We start from the raw sequence: 16,891 nt of genomic DNA on the forward strand, positions 1-16,891 counted from the left end.
GCGCCCTGTGGCGCCGACATGGAAACCCACCCGTAAGGACACCACATGCGAATCGTTCCCTTGAATGCCCTGCAGGCCGCTGCCCGCTGCAATGCATCCGCGCGCCGCCTGCCGCCGCTCTGGCTGCTGTCACTTGGACTTGCCGCAGCGTCGGCGCAGGCTCAGGAGGCATCGGTACCCGTCGCTGAGGCGCCCCTCGCTGCCGAGGCGCCCGTCGCCCCGCCTGCAGGGGCGACGCCCGTTGCAGCGCCTGTGGCGGCCGAAGCCGTTGTCGCGGCGCCGGCTCCCGAAGTACCAGCTGCCGTGACACCTCCTGCGGCACCCGGGGTGGACGCGCAGCCGGCGCCGGCTGCGGACCCGGCGCCCGCGCCCGTTGTGCCGGCAGTGGCGGCGCCTGTGGCTGTACCGCCTGCCACCGTCGAGCCAGCCGTCCCGGCGGTAGCACCCGCACCGACCGCATTGGCCATCGTGCCGTTGCCGCCCGAGCAGGCGACCGAGCGCGCACTTGGCGCCCGCTGTCCCGTGGACCTGGCCGGGCGACTGGCGGCCCAGGGCGAGCTGCTGATCGGCGCCTGCCAGGGTACGATGCCGGCGCATCTGGCCGCGCTGCTGGTCGCGCTGCCCGAGCAGGACATCCACCTGCCGCGCAGCTGGCGCGAGCGTGAGGTGCAGCAGAAGGCCTGGTTCAAGGCGGTGCCGGGCTACGGCCAGCGCCCGGACTTCATCGTGCGGATGGGTGACATCTGGGTGCGTTCACTGGAAGGGCGTGACGCCGACAGCACGTTCTATCTGGTGTCAGCGCCGTTCACCTGCAGCGACCGGGTCGCCAACCGCGACGAGTACGGCGCGGAGCCGGTACGCCTGCCAGCGGGGGATTGCCGCGAGGCCTATGTGGCCCAGCGTGTGTACCAGGCGCGTGGCGATACCGCACTGCGGGATGTTACCGCCGAGGCGATGCCGGCCATGCCGCCGTTGACGGAAGCCGATCGCGCACGCCAGTTGGCGCGCGAAGGCCGGATCACGCTGGATCACAGCAAGCTGCAGTACGGCCCGGCCATGCGTTGGTTCGTGCAGTACCCGGAGACCGCCCAGAAGGGGAGCCCGCGTGCGTTCAGTGACTGGAACCGTGAGCACCTGGCATTCGTTGTCTGGACCGGGGACCGATTCGAGTTGCGCGAAAAGGTTCCGCGCAGCCAGTGGCCCTGCGACCCGGTGGCGCCGGGGGATCGCGCTTGTGGCGGCTTCCCGGATTCCGGCCCGGATCTGTTTGTGACGGCCGGTACCTCCGCGCCGATGGCTGCCTCCGGTCCCTGAGCCGGAGTGCCGACGTGCAGCGGGAGCCGGGCTGACCGGCTCCCGCGCAGTCCATCAGGCCTGCATGCTGCGGGTCTGGTTCCGCTGCTGTTCCAGCTGCTGGTCGCGCTCCAGCGCAACGCGCTGGTCGGCGGCCTGCTGGTCGATGCGCTGGCTGCTCTGCTCCAGCGGCGTGTTCATCGCCATGGTCGTGTCCACCGACACGCGCAGGTGTGCCGGGTCGCCGCCCTGGCCCTGCACCGCGAAGCTTCGCGAGGCATCGGCATTCATGACCACCTCGTCGATGCGCTTGCCGCCTGCCGCGTGCATTTCGGCGGCGAGGCTGCCCGCCAGCTGAGTACTCATCACGTCCGGCACGCGCCCGACCCGCACGTCATGAGCATGCACGCCGCGGATCGCGTCGTTGAACAACGGGTTGCCCAGGTGGTTGGCATCGTCCATGCGCAGCATGCTGGTGTGATGGCCGTTCTTCTCCGCTTCGCGGCGTGCCGGTTCACCGGGCTGCAGCGGGCCGCGGATGTGGTCGTACAGATCGATGGCGCCGCCCGGGATGCCGCGTGCCGCGCGGGTGACACCGCGACGCAGTGACTCGACGTCATCGCGGTACTCCTCGATCATCTTGGCGTTGTCTTTCGCCAGCTTCTGCGTTTCCGGATGCTTCAGCACCGAGCCTTCGTCGAGGAAGTTGCCCAGTTTGTGCGCACCGAACGAGCTGCCTGCTGCAATCAGCGGGCTGTCCGGGATCAGGGCGCGCATCGGATGGTTGCTGAAACCGTTTGCGGCGAGTGTCTTGATTTCATCCGGCTTCGCATAGATGCGGACCTGGCCGAAATGCGGCGACGCGGCGCTGACCGGATCGGAGGCCATGACGTGGTTGATCATGGTGTTGCCGCCTTCCGGAATGCGATAGCTGAGGCTGACCGCGCCGTAGGCATTGAAGGTCTCGCCCTTGACGTTGAAATGGTGCGAGGTGATCTGGGCGAGGGCGCCGCCGAGGGAGTGGCCGGTGACGGTGACTTCGGGTGGACGCTGCCCGAGATCCTGCCCCTCCTTCTTGGCGTAAGCGAGGGCGCGTTGAGTCAGCGCGATGGCGTCCGGAGCCTGCACGTTGGTGCGGGCAACGACCATGCCACCATCGGTCAGAATCGCATCGCGTGCGATTTGTTCGGTGCCGCGATGTGCGACGACAATTTCATTGGTGTCGACTCGCTGGTAGATCGTTCCCTGATAACCGTTCAGTCGATTATCAACGTGCTCGAGAATCTTGTACTTGTGCCCGTTGATCGGGACGATCTCTTCTTGACCAGGTGCACGACGACCGACCGCATAATCCTTGTATGCATCTTCGGACAGCGCTGCATAATCTTGGCTGTTGAGGCTCATTGGCGGACCTCGCTGGCTTCAAGCGAAGCGGAGAACAGCGCATTCCTCAGTTCCGGGCGGAACTTGGTGGGATCTTCCTGGCCGCTTGCGCCGTAATCAGGAATCTCATTCACGCGCGGATAGTCTGCGCGAGGATAGTGGCGAGTCTCGGTCTCGCCTTTGACAAAGGGTGCTGCCTCAATGAACGACAGGAAGCGGGTTTCACCCTCGGCGCCGGTGGCTTTCAGCATCGCGCCGGCGCCGCTGAATTCCCACTTGCAGACGCCACGACCGTAGTAGTCCTCATCCAGCATCCGGTCGAGGTACACGGTGCCGCGATACTCGCCCTCAGCGACCTTGCGCAGCTCCACCGGTTCCTGGCTGGTAATGCGGGCGGCAGTGCCGGTGGCGGGTTCGATGTGGCCGCACTGGTCTTCGTTGGTGACGTCGTACTGCGCCACGCCTTCGACCACCGCGAAATCGCCGGGGGCATCCTTCAGGCGCAGTACCAGTTCATAGGCCTTGCGCGGGCTGGGGTTGAGCTTGGCGAGGCCGCGCCCACCCTGGGCGACATCGGCTTCGGCAGCGGCACGTTCCTGGTTCATGGCGGTCTCCGGGTTGCAGGCGGTCAATAGAAGCAGAGCAAGGCACGGAATCATCTTGTGGCGCAATGTCGGCCTCCTTGGGGGAAGGGATGGTTGAACTGGCAGCTCATGGCGCGAGTTTCTGCACAGTGGTGGTGGTTGAGAACAGCGCGCCGCGCAGCTCTTCTTTGTATGCTGAAGGATCTTCCTTGCCACTTGCAGGATAGTTGGCGGCAAGTTCGGCGCGAGGATAGGCGACCTTTGGGTAGTAGAGAGTCAACGGCGATCCAGCGTTCATGCGTTCCTTCTTGAAATACGTCAGGAATCGCGTATCCGCCTCGCCGGTCGTAGCGCGCAACATCGCGCCAACGCCCGTCAGTGCCCAGTGGCACGTGCCGCGCCCGTAGTACTCCTCGTCCTGCATACGGTCCAGGTAGAAAGTGCCGCGGTATTCGTTCTCACCGACCTTGCGTAGCTCGACGGGTTCCTGGCTGGTGATGCGCCCTGCAGTACCTGTCGCAGGCAGGATCCGACCACAATCTGCGTAGTTGCTGACGTCGTACTGGGCCACGCCCTCAACGATCGCGAACGGGCCCGGCGCGTCCTTCAGTGTCAGCACCAGCTCATAAGCCTGCTTCGGTGCGGGATTGAGCTTGGCCAGACCGCGTCCGCCCGCGGCGACATCGCGCTCCGCGTCTGAGTAAGGCGAGCACGCCGCCAGTGCCAGCAGCAGGGTCGCCGGCAGCCAGCATCGTGCGCTGCGCGATGGCGTTGCCGTGCTCAAAGCGTGTTCCTGCATCGTGCATCCATGTCCATATATCCTTCCCTGGTGACAGGTTTCCCGATTATGGGGTGCCCGGGAAACCCGGCGCCACCCGCGAGCGGGCATGGGTGCCAGAAATTTGACGCATTCAGGATTGGGCGGTGGCGTGGAAGCGCTTGCGGCACAGTCGATTTGCCGGCATCGGAACGACTGCGCACCGCATTCGACATTCTGCCGCCGTTCTGTGACATCGATCATTAATTCACGCGATCATCACCAAGCGAAGTCTTCCACCATGAACTACACGATCCGCCCGAATCCACTGCCGACCACGCCGTCATCCATGCGCTCACCGAAGCTGCCTTCCGCCAAGCCCCGCACAGCAGCCACACAGAGCAGTTCATCGTCGATGCGCTGCGTTCGCGTGGTGAACTGAGCATTTCGCTGGTTGCCGAAGCCCAAGGCCAGGTGGTCGGACACATTGCGCTGTCGCCGGTCACCATCAGCGATGGAAGCACAGGCTGGTTCGGCCTTGGCCCGATCTCGGTGCTGCCCGCGTGGCAGGGGCAGGGCATTGGCGCGGCGCTGATGCGCGCGGCACTCGACGCGCTGCGTGGACTGGGCGCACAGGGTTGCGTGCTGCTGGGCGAGCCGGCGTATTACGGCCGCTTCGGCTTCCGTGCCGAGCCAGGCCTGGTGCTGCCGGGTGTGCCTGCGGAGTACTTCCAGGCGCTCTGCCTGCAGCCTCCGCTGGCGCAGGGCGAGGTGCAGTACTCGCCGGCCTTCGAGGCGACGGCCTGATCCAGGGCGAGCGCGTGCCCGTCAGGGCGCGCGCCAGACGGTCGGTTCGGGTTGTGGCTTTGGAATGCGATAACCGCCGATGTGTTCAAGCAGTTCATTGGTGCGACGTTGTTCCGCCAGTACCTCACGCAGCAGGCTGCGCACAGCGAAGATGGCAAATGGCACCAGGATCCAGACCAGGCTGATGCCCAGCGCAAACAGGGTCAACAGGGCTTTTGCACCATCCATGCACGGCGTTCCTTGGTCGAAAGCAGCCACGCTAGCACGTGACCGCTGCCGACGGATGTCAGCCGTTATGCCGAAGATGGATCAGCGGATACGGGCGCCCCTGCGAATCGAGCGGTGAGCGACCGGTTTCGACGAAGCCCATGCGCAGATAGAAGCCCACGGCCTGCGCGTTCTGTGCGTTGACGTCGGTGCTCAGCTGTGGGCAGAGGGCCAACGCGTGCTGCAGCAGTTGGCGACCAACCCCAGTGCCACGCACGTCCGGATCGATGAACAGCGCTTCCATGTGGGTGCCGTCGATCAGCATGAATCCGAGGGGGCGATCCTGTGCGTCGACAGCAACGGTCATCGGCGCCTGCGGCAGGAAACCGGCCACTTCGGCATCGATGGCCTGGCGGTCTTCGGCACTGAGGAAGTCGTGGGTGGCGTCGACGGCGCGACGCCAGAGGTCGACGAGGGCGGCGCCTTCGTCGGCGCGCGAGGGGCGCAGGGTGGTCATGGGTTCACCAAGGTGCTTCGGAAGAGTGCGAAGTATGGGGCTTTCCGGTAACGCCTGCAGGCGAAGATTCATCCCGCGTCGCGGTGGCGGATGAAGGGGCTGTGCGCAGCTGCTTCGGCGCGCAGCACCACCCCATCCTCGAAATCATCGCTGTCGTTGAAGGGCACGGTCGGCCATCGTTGCCAGCGTGCCAGCCGCTCGCGGTAGTCGCTGGTGGCCGCCGCCAGTGCTTTGTCGTGCGCCTGCACGCGATCCGCTGGCAGCCCGGAACGCACGCCATGCACCACGAACGGTTCCATCACCTCGAAGCCGACGTAGCGCAGGCTGTACATCAACGGCCACAGCAGCAACCGGGTGTCGCCCTCGCGGCCGTCCACCGCGCATGCCCGCGCCGACGAGCCGGTGGTGACGCTCAGCAACGCGCGCTTGCCCTGCATCACGCCGTGCTCGTGGCGCTGCCGGCTGTTGTACATCGGCCCGTAGACGAGCACGCGGTCCAGCCAGCCCTTCAGCATGGCCGGAGCCGCGAACCACCACAGCGGAAACTGCAGGATCAGCAGGTCGGTGGCCCGCAGCAGCTGCAGATGGCGCTGTACCTCGACGGGCAGCTGGCCCTGCTCGGCGCTGTGCCGCTGCTCGCGTTGGGCGTCGAAGTGGTCGGGATGCAGGCGATGCGGATGGTGGTCAGCCGCTTCCAGCGGATCGAAGCGATCCGCATACAGGTCGATCACGTCCACCTGCAGGTTCTCATGCCGCAGCTGCTCGGCGGCCTGCGCGGCCAGATGTGCATTGAACGAGCGGGGCTCGGGGTGGGCAAGCAGGATCAGGGCGCGCATGGGGCGAGGGGCTCATGGAGTGTGCGACCATCCTCGCGATGCCGGCCTGCCCCGGCAATTACGCACCTTGAGGTAACCATGGCCTGTCCCGGAGACGTGTATGCCGCCGACTGCTCCGCACGCGATGCGCTTGCGCTGATTTCAGGCAAGTGGGTGATGCTGCTGCTGCCGGCATTGGCGCAGGGCCCGCTTCGTAACGGCGTGTTGCTGCGGAAGATCGAAGGTATCTCGCAGAAGGTGTTGACCCAGACCCTGCGACAGCTGGAGCGCAATGGCCTGGTCGAGCGTTGCGAACGGGGCAGCAGGCCGCTGCATGTGGAGTACCGGTTGACCGAGGTTGCGCGCGGCCTGGTCGACACGCTGGCTGCCCTGGACCGCTGGGCCGAGCACAACTTTCCTGTGCTGGACGCCGCCCGTGAGCGCTTCGACGCGCGTTAGCGGCGCCTGCACGACCCCGGGGCGTACAATGCGGCCCCGGCGGCCATCCTGGCCCAGTTGAAAAGCGAGAACCGCCATGACCGATGTCCTGGGTGTACCGGTGCACGACGCCGATGAACACTGGATGCGCCATGCACTGGCCTTGGCCGAGCGCGCACAGCGTGACTTTGACGAGATCCCGGTTGGCGCGGTGCTGGTAAGCGCCGATGGCCAGCTGCTGGGCGAGGGCTGGAACCTCAATATTGCCTCGCACGATCCCAGCGCGCATGCCGAGATCGTGGCCATGCGGGCAGGAGGGAAGCTGCTGGCCAACCATCGCCTGCTGGGCAGCACCCTGTACGTGACCCTGGAGCCGTGCGCGATGTGCGCGATGGCGGTCGTGCATGCACGGGTATCGCGCCTGGTCTACGGCGCCAGTGATCCAAAGACCGGTGCGTGCGGCAGTGTGTTCGACCTGCTCGGTGATTCCCGCCACAACCACCGGGTCGAGATCCACGGCGGGGTGCTGGCCAAGGAAGCCAGCACGCGCCTGACCAATTACTTCCGTGCCAAGCGCGGCAAGCCGCCGCTGCTGCTGGAAGACCATGTCGGCGAGGGCTGAGGGGCGAACGGGTATGATGGGCGCCTCTTTCCTTCACCGGTAGGCCGCGCGCCTGCCCAGCAACGAGGCGACACAATGGCGGACACCGGCGCGGCCAACGAACGACTTATCTGGATCGACCTGGAAATGACCGGGTTGGACACCGACAACGATTCGATCATCGAGATCGCCACCGTGGTCACCGACGCCCAGCTCAACGTGCTGGCCGAAGGTCCGGAATTCGCCATCCATCATCCGCTGGAAACGCTGGAGGCGATGGACGAGTGGAACCGCAACCAGCATCGCCGTTCGGGCCTGTGGCAGCGCGTGGTGGACAGCACCACCACCCTTGGCCAGGCCGAGGCGCAGACGGTGAACTTCCTGGCACAGTGGATTCCGGCAGGCCTGTCGCCGATGTGCGGCAACTCGATCTGCCAGGACCGCCGCTTCCTGCACCGCCAGATGCCGCGCCTGGAGAAGTACTTCCACTACCGCAACCTGGACGTGTCCACGGTGAAGGAACTGGCCAAGCGCTGGGCGCCGAGCGTGGCCGTCGGCGTCGGCAAGAACAGCAACCACACCGCCCTCAGCGACGTGCACGACTCCATCGCCGAGCTGCGCCACTACCGCCAGTTCATGGGGGCGCTGTCGGGCTTGCCGGTTGCCTGATGCTGTCACTCGTTGGGGTCGGATCCCTTTCCGGCGGAAAGGACTCTGATCCCTCTGTCGTGCCCCGCGACGAACCGTTCAACTCCCTGGCGCTAAGATCGGCGCCATGAACGAGCCGATCCTGCTCCCCCGCGACATCGCCCACGACGCCCGCGACTGGTCCGACCTGCAGCGGGCGGTGGCCCTGCTGGAAGCGCCGACCCTGACCGCGCGCATGGCCAACCTGGTCGGCACGCCGCTGGAGTTCGCGGTGAAGGCGCTGCCCAGCTCGGTCTCCAATCGCATCCATGGCGCCGTGCAGGCGGCACTGTCCAAGTCCGCGCAGGCCGCGCTGTGGAGCATGGACAACACCCCGGGCAAAGGCGCCTCCACCCGTTGGCACAAGCTGGCGGCCGCCACCTCCGGCGCGGTTGGCGGGGCGTTCGGCTTCGCGGCCTTGTTCATCGAGCTGCCGGTGTCAACCACCATCATGATGCGCGCGGTGGCCGACGTGGCCCGCAGCGAGGGCTTCGACCTGTCCGAGTTCAGCACCCGCCAAGCCTGCCTGGAGGTATTCGCGCTGGGTGGCAACTCGCCGCGTGATGACGCCAGCGAGACCGGTTACTACCTGGCCCGCGGCTTCACCACCGACGTGATGCGGCATCTGTCGGCCGAACTGGCCGGGCGTGTGGTGACCGGCCGTGACCTGACCCTGGGCGTGGCGCCGAAGGAAGCCGGCAAGCTGCTGGCGAAGATGGTGGAGAAGGTGGCGGCGCGTTTCGGCGTAGTGGTCACCGAGAAATTCGCCGCGCAGGCGGTGCCGATTGTCGGTGCCGCTGCCGGGGCAACGCTCAATACCATGTTCACCGACTACTACCAGGACATGGCGCGTGGCCACTTCATCGTGCGCCGGCTGGAGCTGAAGTACGGGGAAGATGTGGTGCGCACCTGCTATGACCGGGTGGCACATGGTGGCGTGTTGATCGAGCCGACGCTGTAACCGGCTTTGGGGTCGCTTTTGGGGTCAGAGCCCTTTGCGTTGCCAAGGGATCCGACCCCTGAGCAGGCCATCCTTGCCTGCCGGGCACAACTGTTTTGCCACGACACGCCTGTTGCCTTTCGCAGGCGGTCCCCATTCTTGCTGGCACTCCCCCTGCAAGAGATGTCCGCCATGTTGTTCACCTCCCACCGTCTGGGCCCGCTGACCCTGCCCAACCGCATCGTGATGCCGCCGATGACCCGCTCGCGTGCGGCTGCCGGCAACGTTGCCACCGCCGAGATGGCGACCTATTACGCGCAGCGTGCCGGTGCCGGCCTGATCGTCAGCGAAGGCACCCAGATCAGCCCGCAGGGCCAGGGCTATGCCTGGACGCCGGGCATCCACAGCCCCGAACAGGTAAAGGGCTGGCGGCAGGTGACCGATGCGGTGCACGCCGCCGGTGGCCGCATCTACGCGCAGCTGTGGCACGTCGGCCGCGTCTCGCATGTGGCCCTGCAGCCCGATGGCGCGGCGCCGGTGTCGTCCTCGGCATTGCTGGCCGAAGGCGTGAAAGTGTTCGTCGACCCGACAGGGGCAGGTCCCGAAGCCGGCGTCGGCGAGATGATCCAGCATTCGATGCCGCGTGCGCTGCGCGCCGACGAGATTCCGGGCATCGTCGCCGATTACGCGCAGGCCGCCCGCAATGCGCTGGAGGCGGGCTTCGACGGCGTCGAACTGCATGGCGCCAATGGCTACCTGATCAACCAGTTCATCGACTCGCAGGCCAACCAGCGCACCGACGGCTACGGCGGTTCGCTGCAGAATCGGCTGCGCTTCCTGCGCGAGGTGGGGCAGGCGGTAGTCGCAGTGGCCGGCGGTGATCGCGTTGGCGTGCGCCTGGCGCCGCTGACCACGCTGCAGGGCGCGGTGGACGATACGCCGCAAGCGACATATCTCGCTGCCGCGCACCTGCTCGGTGAGATGGGGGTGGGCTACCTGCACATTGCCGAGGCTGATTGGGACGATGCACCGCCGATGCCGGTGGCCCTCAAGCAGGCGCTGCGCATGGTCTACCCGGGCACGCTGATCTACGCAGGCAAGTACACCGCCGATCGCGCCGGGCAGGCGCTGGCCGAAGGCTGGGCCGACCTGATCGGTTTCGGCCGGCCGTTCATTGCCAACCCGGACTTGCCGGAGCGTCTGCGTCTGGGGGCGGAATTGAACCCGCCGGATCGGGCGACGTTCTTTGGCGGTGGTGCGGTGGGCTTCATCGACTACCCGGCGTTGGAGGAACGCGCCGTCGCCTGATCGGGGAGGTTGCCGGCCAGTGGTCGGCACTACCGGCGCATGGAAATGGGGTGGGTGCCGACCCTTGGTCGGCACTCTCCCGGGTTGGATCAGGGCTTGTCGCGTACCAGCGCGTCGGCCTCGACTACGCCGCCATCCTTGCCATGCAGGTACAGGTGCATGTCCTGCTGCGGATACGGAATGTTGATACCGGCCTTGTCATAGCCCAGCTTCAGCTGTTCCAGCAGCGTCACCTTGGTGCCGAACCAGTCGGCCGACTTCACGTAGCAGCGGATGCCCAGGTTGATCGCATGCGCTCCGAGTTCGTACACCACCACGTCCGGTGCCGGCGTCTGCAGCACGCGCGGGTCGGCCTTCATCAGTGCCAGTGCGGTGTCGCGTGCCAGCTGGATGTTGTCTTCGTAGCCGATGCCGATCACCAGTTCGACGCGGCGGGTCGGTTCGGCGGTGAGGTTGATGATCGGTGCGGCGGTGATCAGCGTGTTCGGGATGGTCGTGTGCTGGTTGTCGGCACCGGTAAGGACGGTCTGGAAGATGCGCACTTCGCGCACCGTGCCGGTCTGCCCGGCCACGGTCACTACGTCGCCGACACGGAACGGGCGCAGCGTCACCAGCATCACGCCCGAGGCGATGTTGGACAGCGAATCCTTCAATGCCAGACCGACGGCCAGGCCAGCGGTGCCGAGCACGGCCAGCAGCGGGGTGATCTTCACGCCGAGCGTGTCGATGGCCAGCAGCGCCACGATCACCAGTGAGGTGGCATAGACCACGTTGCGCAGGAAGGTGCCCAGCATCGGGTCCACGCCCATGCGCGCTGTGGCGCGCGGCATCGCGTTGGACAGGCGACGCGCCACCCACAGGCCGACCAGCAGCACCACGATGGCGGCGAGCAACGGCACGCCATAGGTTTCCAGCAGGCGTTCCCAGTCGAGCGAGTGGAACCAGGGCGTTGCGGCGGGGGCGGCGGGTGCTGCTGCGGCGATCATGCGGACATCCTTTGCTGCGAAGGGCAGGGCGTGCGTGCACGCCAGAAACACGAAGCCCCGCAGAGGCGGGGCTTGCGTGCAGCAGCAGTATGGGCTGACGCCGATGAACACGACGTCAGCCTGCGGCCATCAGTGCATCAGCCGTTGGCCTTCAGCTTGGCCAGGCGCAGCCAGGTGTCGACCACGGTGTCCGGGTTCAGCGACACCGATTCGATGCCTTCCTGCATCAGCCATTCGGCCAGATCCGGGTGATCGGACGGGCCCTGGCCGCAGATGCCGACGTACTTGCCCTTGGCGCGCGCAGCCTTGATGGCCATCGACAGCAGCTTCTTGACCGCCGGGTTACGTTCGTCGAACAGGTGCGCCACGATCGACGAATCGCGGTCCAGGCCCAGGGTCAGCTGGGTCAGATCGTTGGAGCCGATCGAGAAGCCATCGAAGATCTCCAGGAATTCATCGGCGAGCAGTGCGTTGGACGGCACTTCGCACATCATGATGATCTTCAGGCCGTTCTCGCCCTGCTTCAGGCCGTTCTGTTCCAGCACCTCGATGACCTTGCGGCCTTCTTCCAGGGTGCGCACGAACGGAATCATGACCCACAGGTTGTCCAGGCCCATTTCGTTGCGCACGCGCAGCACGGCCTTGCACTCCAGCGCGAAGGCGGCCGAGAAGCTCGGGTCGACGTAACGGCTGGCGCCGCGGAAGCCGATCATCGGGTTTTCTTCGTGCGGCTCGTAGTTGCTGCCGCCGATCAGGTTGGCGTACTCGTTGGACTTGAAGTCCGACAGGCGCACGATCACGGCGTTCGGTGCAACCGAGGCGGTGAGGGTGGCGATGCCTTCGGCCAGGCGGTCCACGTAGAAGCTGACCGGATCACCGTAACCGGCGATCTTCTCGTCGATCTTCTTCTTGGTCGCGGCGTCCTGGCGGTCGTATTCCAGCAGCGCATTCGGATGGATGCCGATATGGCTGGCGATGATCATTTCCAGGCGGGCCAGGCCGATGCCGGCGTTCGGCAGCTGGCCGAAGTCGAAGGCACGTTCCGGGTTGGCCACGTTCATCATGATCTTCAGCGGTGCCGGCGGCATGTTGCCCAGATCGGTGGTGGTGCGCTCGAAGCCGAGCTTGCCTTCGTAGATGAAGCCGGTATCGCCTTCAGCGCAGCTGACCGTGACCAGCTGGCCATCTTCGATGACCTTGGTGGCGTTGCCTGAACCAACCACCGCCGGCACGCCCAGCTCGCGCGCGATGATCGCGGCGTGGCAGGTACGGCCACCGCGGTTGGTGACGATGGCTGAAGCGCGCTTCATCACCGGTTCCCAGTCCGGGTCGGTCATGTCGGCGATCAGCACGTCGCCCGGCTGCACGCGGTTCATGTCGTCCAGCGTCTTCACCACGCGGGCCACGCCCGAACCGATCTTGGCGCCCACGGCACGGCCTTCGGCCAGCACGTTGCCGCCCTTTTCGGTCAGCGCGAAGCGCTCGATCTGGGTGGCGTGGCTGCGCGACTTCACCGTTTCCGGGCGTGCCTGCACGATGAACAGCTTGCCGCTGACACCGTCCTTGGCCCACTCGATGTCCATCGGGCGGCCGTAGTGCTTTTCGATGACCAGCGCCTGCTTGGACAGTTCCTGCACGTCTTCGTCGCTGATGGAGAAGGTGTTGCGCAGTTCGACCGGGGTGTCCTCGATCTTCACGCGCTCGCCGGGGACATCCGAATACACCATGCGGATCGCCTTGCTGCCGAGCGAGCGGCGCAGGATCGCCGGCTTGCCGGCCTGCAGGGTGGGCTTGTAGACGTAGTACTCGTCCGGATTGACCGCGCCCTGCACGACCATTTCGCCCAGGCCGAACGAGGAGGTGACGAACACCACGTCGCGGAAGCCGGACTCGGTGTCCAGGGTGAACAGCACGCCGGAGGAACCGACGCCCGAACGCACCATCAGCTGCACGCCGGCGGACAGGAACACGTCCTCGTGCTTGAAGCCGTGGTGCACGCGGTAAGCGATGGCGCGGTCGTTGTACAGCGAGGCGAACACTTCCTTGACCTTGTGCACGACGTCGTCGGCACCGGTGACGTTGAGGAAGGTTTCCTGCTGGCCGGCGAAGGAGGCATCGGGCAGATCCTCGGCGGTGGCCGACGAACGCACGGCAACGGCTACGTCGCCACCGCCGTTGTCGGCGCTCAGCTTGGCGTAGGCGGTGCGGATGTCCTGGTCCAGCTGCGGCTGCAGCGGGGCATCGATCACCCAGGTGCGGATTTCCTTGCCGGCCGCGGTCAGCGCGTTGACGTCCTCGACGTCCAGCGTGGCCAGCTTGTCGAAGATGCGCTTGGACAGATCGTTGTGCGCGATGAAGTCCTTGAAGGCTTCAGCGGTGGTGGCATAACCGCCCGGCACCGAAACGCCCAGACCGGCCAGGTTGCCGATCATCTCGCCCAGCGACGAATTCTTGCCGCCTACGCGGGCCAGATCGGCCAGACGCAGTTCGTGCAACCACAGGATGTTCTCGTTCAAGCGCGATGCTCCGTTTGGCCATCGCCCGAGGCGGGCTGAGTGGCCGCGTCCGTAGGAAGAAGCCGATATGATGCCGGGCAGAGCACCGTCGGCACAAGCTTGTGCTGGCGGCCTTTTTAAGCTTCGTAGGGGGTAAAAGCGCGCATGTCGACCATCCGTCCGGTGTTCTACGTTTCCGATGGAACCGGTATCACCGCTGAAACCATTGGGCATAGCCTGTTGACCCAGTTCTCCGGGTTCAGCTTCATTACCGACCGGATGTCGTTTGTCGACGACCCCGAAAAAGCGCGTGAAGCCTGTGCCCGGATCCAGGCGGCGGGGGAGCGGTACCAGGTCCGGCCGATCGTGGTGAACTCCTGCGTGGACCAGAGCCTGAGCCTGATCCTGGCCGACAGCGGGGCACTGATGCTGGATGTGTTTGCGCCGTTCATCGAGCCACTGGAGCGTGAACTGGCCAGTCCGCGCCTGGCCCGGGTCGGCCAGGCCCACGGCATGGTCGATTTCGACACCTATCACCGCCGCATCAATGCGATGAACTTCGCGCTGACCCACGACGACGGCATTGCGGTGAACTATGACGACGCCGACGTGATCCTGGTGGCGGTGTCGCGCGCCGGCAAGACGCCCACCTGCATCTACCTGGCCCTGCATTACGGGGTGCGCGCGGCCAACTACCCGCTGACCGACGAGGACCTGGAAAGCGACCGCCTGCCGCCGCGCCTGCGCAACTACCGGCGCAAGCTGTTCGGCCTGACCATCGACCCGGACCGCCTGCAGCAGATCCGCCAGGAGCGCCGCCCGAACTCGCGCTACGCCAACCTGGACACCTGCAAGCGCGAGGTGGCCGCGGCCGAGGTGATGTTCCAGATGGAGCGGATCCCGACCCTGAGCACTACCCATACCTCGATCGAGGAGATCTCCAGCAAGGTGCTGGCCACGCTGGGGCTGCAGCGCGAGCTGTATTGAGGCGCGCGCCCAGTGGATGCTGGGCCCTGTCGAGCCGAGCCCACGCTCGGCTGCCTTTCGGCCAGAACCAGGTGGCCCAGCCGAGCATGGGCTCGACGCTACAGCGGTGACAGCGACCGGCGGGTTGGCTGTGCCTCGAACCGCCCCCACGTTGAAGCACCAACGTGTAGGATCGACCCATGGCCCGAGCCTTGCCCCGTACCGAACGCATTCCCCGCCTGAGCCGGTTGAGCTGGCTCATGGGCCTGTACGCGGAAAACTACCGCCATCTGGTGCGCCTGTTCGAACCGGCCGGACTGGCGGCGGGCAGCTACATTTCCTCGATCGGCGACGGCCTGGACGTGCGCCTGGACGTGATCGAGTGCCACCGCTACACGGTGGAGCTGCGCTTGACCTACGATCTGGCCGACCCGGTCACCGGCGAACCGGATCCGTCGGCCTATGTGCGCCTGTACCGTGACGCGCGCCAGGCCGAGACCACCCATTGCTACGTCGGCCGCCGCTGGCAGGACACCATGGGCCTTTACCCGCCGCCAGCGGAGCTGATCAGCCACCGCATGCGGATGAACACCTTCCTTGGCAAGTGGCTGGAATACCTGGCCGAGCGCGGCCACGGCGTGGCCACCCTGCGCCGTGATCCCGATGGCGCGGATACGCCTGCCGAACGCCGCCTGTCGCTGGTGCGCTGATCGGCCATAATCCACGGCTGACCTGCCGCTGGATGCTGCCTCATGCCGTATACCCCGATCGTCGCCACCCTGGGCTACGTGCTGTCGCCTGATCGTCGCCAGGTGCTGATGATCCATCGCAATACCCGCCCCGGTGACCAGCACCTGGGCAAGTACAACGGCCTGGGCGGCAAGATCGAGGCGGACGAGGACGTGGCCGCCAGCATGCGCCGCGAGATCCAGGAAGAGGCCGGCATCGACTGCACTGGCATGCGCCTGCGCGGCACCCTCAGCTGGCCGGGCTTCGGCAAGCACGGCGAGGACTGGCTGGGCTTCGTGTTCGTCATCGATACCTTCGAAGGTACCCCGCACGGCGGCAACCACGAAGGCACGCTGGAATGGGTCGACCTGGAAAAGCTGGACACGCTGCCGATGTGGGAGGGCGACCGCAACTTCCTGCCGCTGGTGTTCGACGCCGACCCGCGCCCGTTCCACGGAGTGATGCCGTACAAGGACGGGCGCATGGTCAGCTGGTCCTACAGCCGCCTGTGAACCAGGGAATCGGGTCGGTGCCAACCATTCCGGTGGGTGCCAACCTTGGTGGGCACGCTCTCCCGGTATTATTAATACCCGGGTGATATTGACGGGCGCAAATTACCCGGGCAATATTTGTGCATCACCCCTGTTGCCATTGCCATGCCCACGTCCCGACTGCCCCCCTTCAGCTGCTTCGACGGCCATCGCCTGGTCGTTTCCGGTACCCCGGAAGTGGCCGCGCTGGCCCTCAAGCAGCTGCGCGCCGGCAACGCGGCCGGACCATTGCTGGTGTTCGACAACGCCACCGGCCGCACCCGTGATTTCGATACGCGCGGTAGTGACGCAGAGCTGCTGGCGCGAGTGGCCGATGCGCTCCCGTCGGCCGTGGAAGCGGATGCCGAAACCGCTCTCGCAGGCGAACCTGCCGCCCCACGTGGTCGTGGACGCCCGAAGCTGGGCGTGGTCGCACGCGAAGTGACGCTGCTACCGCGCCATTGGGCGTGGTTGGCCGAACAACCAGGTGGCGCCTCCGTGGTCCTGCGCAGGCTGGTGGAAGCGGCCAGCCGTGCGGGTGCCGACAAGGACCGGCAGCGCCGCGATGCCGAGCGTGCCTATCACTTCCTGCAGGCCATTGCCGGTGATCTTCCCGGCTTCGAGGAGGCCATCCGCCTCCTGTTCGCGCATGACCGCGTGGGCCTGGAAGCGACGTTGCACCGCTGGCCCGGGGACGTGCGCGATCACGCCCTGCAGCTGGCCTTCGATACCCCACCTGTTTAAGTACTGACGACCGACCCGGGGCGCCGTGGTTGAACGGCGGCGCCGCTTGATCGCGGGCGATTGCCCGCTTCCCTCGTGCTTGCTTTGCTGGCGGAAACGCCGGG

Annotated in this window: 19 protein-coding genes; 11 read left to right on the forward strand and 8 right to left on the reverse strand. The window is 66.1% G+C overall.

Annotated elements, in window-relative coordinates:
* Positions 1 to 45 precede the first annotated feature (45 nt).
* A complete protein-coding gene (locus tag ACZK0Z_RS09315; protein ID WP_404830723.1) occupies positions 46 to 1,314 on the forward strand; it encodes a hypothetical protein in 1,269 nt (422 codons plus the stop codon).
* Positions 1,315 to 1,368: 54 nt separating this feature from the next.
* Here ACZK0Z_RS09315 and ACZK0Z_RS09320 read toward each other — a convergent pair whose 3' ends face one another.
* The 3 genes from ACZK0Z_RS09320 to ACZK0Z_RS09330 are packed head-to-tail and all read right to left on the reverse strand — an operon-like array spanning position 1,369 to position 4,059.
* The gene (locus tag ACZK0Z_RS09320; RefSeq protein ID WP_049429675.1) at positions 1,369 to 2,697 is read right to left on the reverse strand and encodes an XVIPCD domain-containing protein; all 1,329 of its coding nucleotides are present in this window, start codon (positions 2,695 to 2,697) and stop codon (positions 1,369 to 1,371) included.
* Complete coding sequence (locus ACZK0Z_RS09325; RefSeq protein ID WP_049429674.1) at positions 2,694 to 3,347, reverse strand: hypothetical protein; 654 nt, start codon at positions 3,345 to 3,347, stop codon at positions 2,694 to 2,696. Before ACZK0Z_RS09325 ends, ACZK0Z_RS09320 begins: the two co-directional genes overlap by 4 nt.
* 40 nt (positions 3,348 to 3,387) lie before the next feature.
* A complete protein-coding gene (locus ACZK0Z_RS09330; RefSeq protein ID WP_336339841.1) occupies positions 3,388 to 4,059 on the reverse strand; it encodes a hypothetical protein in 672 nt (223 codons plus the stop codon).
* A 303-nt stretch (positions 4,060 to 4,362) separates the two neighbouring features.
* Between ACZK0Z_RS09330 and ACZK0Z_RS09335 the strand changes: the two genes are divergently transcribed.
* Complete coding sequence (locus tag ACZK0Z_RS09335; protein WP_197632148.1) at positions 4,363 to 4,824, forward strand: GNAT family N-acetyltransferase; 462 nt, start codon at positions 4,363 to 4,365, stop codon at positions 4,822 to 4,824.
* Positions 4,825 to 4,845: 21 nt separating this feature from the next.
* Here ACZK0Z_RS09335 and ACZK0Z_RS09340 read toward each other — a convergent pair whose 3' ends face one another.
* The 3 genes from ACZK0Z_RS09340 to ACZK0Z_RS09350 all read right to left on the reverse strand — a co-directional run bounded on the left by ACZK0Z_RS09340 (position 4,846) and on the right by ACZK0Z_RS09350 (position 6,384).
* Entirely contained in the window at positions 4,846 to 5,052 is a 207-nt protein-coding gene (locus ACZK0Z_RS09340) for a hypothetical protein (RefSeq protein ID WP_106549104.1), read from the reverse strand.
* Between the two features lie 58 nt (positions 5,053 to 5,110).
* Positions 5,111 to 5,548: an acetyltransferase gene (locus ACZK0Z_RS09345; protein WP_197632129.1), complete on the reverse strand. Its 438-nt coding sequence runs from the start codon at positions 5,546 to 5,548 to the stop codon at positions 5,111 to 5,113.
* Between the two features lie 68 nt (positions 5,549 to 5,616).
* Entirely contained in the window at positions 5,617 to 6,384 is a 768-nt protein-coding gene (locus ACZK0Z_RS09350; RefSeq protein ID WP_197632128.1) for an NAD(P)H-dependent oxidoreductase, read from the reverse strand.
* Positions 6,385 to 6,462: 78 nt separating this feature from the next.
* On the opposite strand from ACZK0Z_RS09350, the gene ACZK0Z_RS09355 reads away from it, so the two are divergent.
* The 5 genes from ACZK0Z_RS09355 to ACZK0Z_RS09375 all read left to right on the forward strand — a co-directional run bounded on the left by ACZK0Z_RS09355 (position 6,463) and on the right by ACZK0Z_RS09375 (position 10,337).
* A complete protein-coding gene (locus ACZK0Z_RS09355) occupies positions 6,463 to 6,822 on the forward strand; it encodes a winged helix-turn-helix transcriptional regulator (protein ID WP_049429669.1) in 360 nt (119 codons plus the stop codon).
* Between the two features lie 76 nt (positions 6,823 to 6,898).
* Positions 6,899 to 7,423 (forward strand): tRNA adenosine(34) deaminase TadA, encoded by a 525-nt coding sequence (gene tadA / locus ACZK0Z_RS09360; RefSeq protein ID WP_197632127.1) that lies wholly within the window; start codon positions 6,899 to 6,901, stop codon positions 7,421 to 7,423.
* Between the two features lie 75 nt (positions 7,424 to 7,498).
* A complete protein-coding gene (orn, locus tag ACZK0Z_RS09365; protein WP_197632126.1) occupies positions 7,499 to 8,071 on the forward strand; it encodes an oligoribonuclease in 573 nt (190 codons plus the stop codon).
* Between the two features lie 106 nt (positions 8,072 to 8,177).
* On the forward strand, positions 8,178 to 9,050 hold the full coding sequence (locus tag ACZK0Z_RS09370) for an EcsC family protein (RefSeq protein WP_014647556.1): 873 nt from the start codon (positions 8,178 to 8,180) through the stop codon (positions 9,048 to 9,050).
* 171 nt (positions 9,051 to 9,221) lie between these two features.
* Complete coding sequence (locus tag ACZK0Z_RS09375; RefSeq protein ID WP_459018109.1) at positions 9,222 to 10,337, forward strand: alkene reductase; 1,116 nt, start codon at positions 9,222 to 9,224, stop codon at positions 10,335 to 10,337.
* 89 nt (positions 10,338 to 10,426) lie between these two features.
* Here the strand turns inward: ACZK0Z_RS09375 and ACZK0Z_RS09380 are convergent, their stop codons facing one another.
* Together ACZK0Z_RS09380 and ppsA are read right to left on the reverse strand one after the other, a co-directional pair.
* Positions 10,427 to 11,323: a mechanosensitive ion channel family protein gene (locus ACZK0Z_RS09380; RefSeq protein ID WP_049429667.1), complete on the reverse strand. Its 897-nt coding sequence runs from the start codon at positions 11,321 to 11,323 to the stop codon at positions 10,427 to 10,429.
* A gap of 137 nt (positions 11,324 to 11,460) precedes the next feature.
* Positions 11,461 to 13,839 (reverse strand): phosphoenolpyruvate synthase, encoded by a 2,379-nt coding sequence (ppsA, locus tag ACZK0Z_RS09385; protein ID WP_049429666.1) that lies wholly within the window; start codon positions 13,837 to 13,839, stop codon positions 11,461 to 11,463.
* Between the two features lie 144 nt (positions 13,840 to 13,983).
* On the opposite strand from ppsA, the gene ppsR reads away from it, so the two are divergent.
* The 4 genes from ppsR (at position 13,984) to ACZK0Z_RS09405 (ending at position 16,787) form a co-directional block, all read left to right on the forward strand.
* On the forward strand, positions 13,984 to 14,805 hold the full coding sequence (gene ppsR, locus ACZK0Z_RS09390) for a posphoenolpyruvate synthetase regulatory kinase/phosphorylase PpsR (protein ID WP_006452040.1): 822 nt from the start codon (positions 13,984 to 13,986) through the stop codon (positions 14,803 to 14,805).
* Positions 14,806 to 14,984: 179 nt separating this feature from the next.
* Positions 14,985 to 15,494 carry a DUF1249 domain-containing protein gene (locus ACZK0Z_RS09395; RefSeq protein ID WP_049429665.1) on the forward strand — a complete coding sequence of 170 codons (510 nt, stop codon included), beginning with the start codon at positions 14,985 to 14,987 and terminating at the stop codon, positions 15,492 to 15,494.
* 42 nt (positions 15,495 to 15,536) lie between these two features.
* Positions 15,537 to 16,025, forward strand: a complete 489-nt coding sequence (locus ACZK0Z_RS09400; protein WP_197632124.1) for an NUDIX domain-containing protein — start codon at positions 15,537 to 15,539, stop codon at positions 16,023 to 16,025.
* Positions 16,026 to 16,169: 144 nt separating this feature from the next.
* Positions 16,170 to 16,787 (forward strand): DUF2239 family protein, encoded by a 618-nt coding sequence (locus ACZK0Z_RS09405; protein ID WP_197632123.1) that lies wholly within the window; start codon positions 16,170 to 16,172, stop codon positions 16,785 to 16,787.
* The last annotated feature ends 104 nt before the right edge of the window (positions 16,788 to 16,891 follow it).

This window comes from Stenotrophomonas sp. 116085_Sma, from assembly GCF_056479585.1.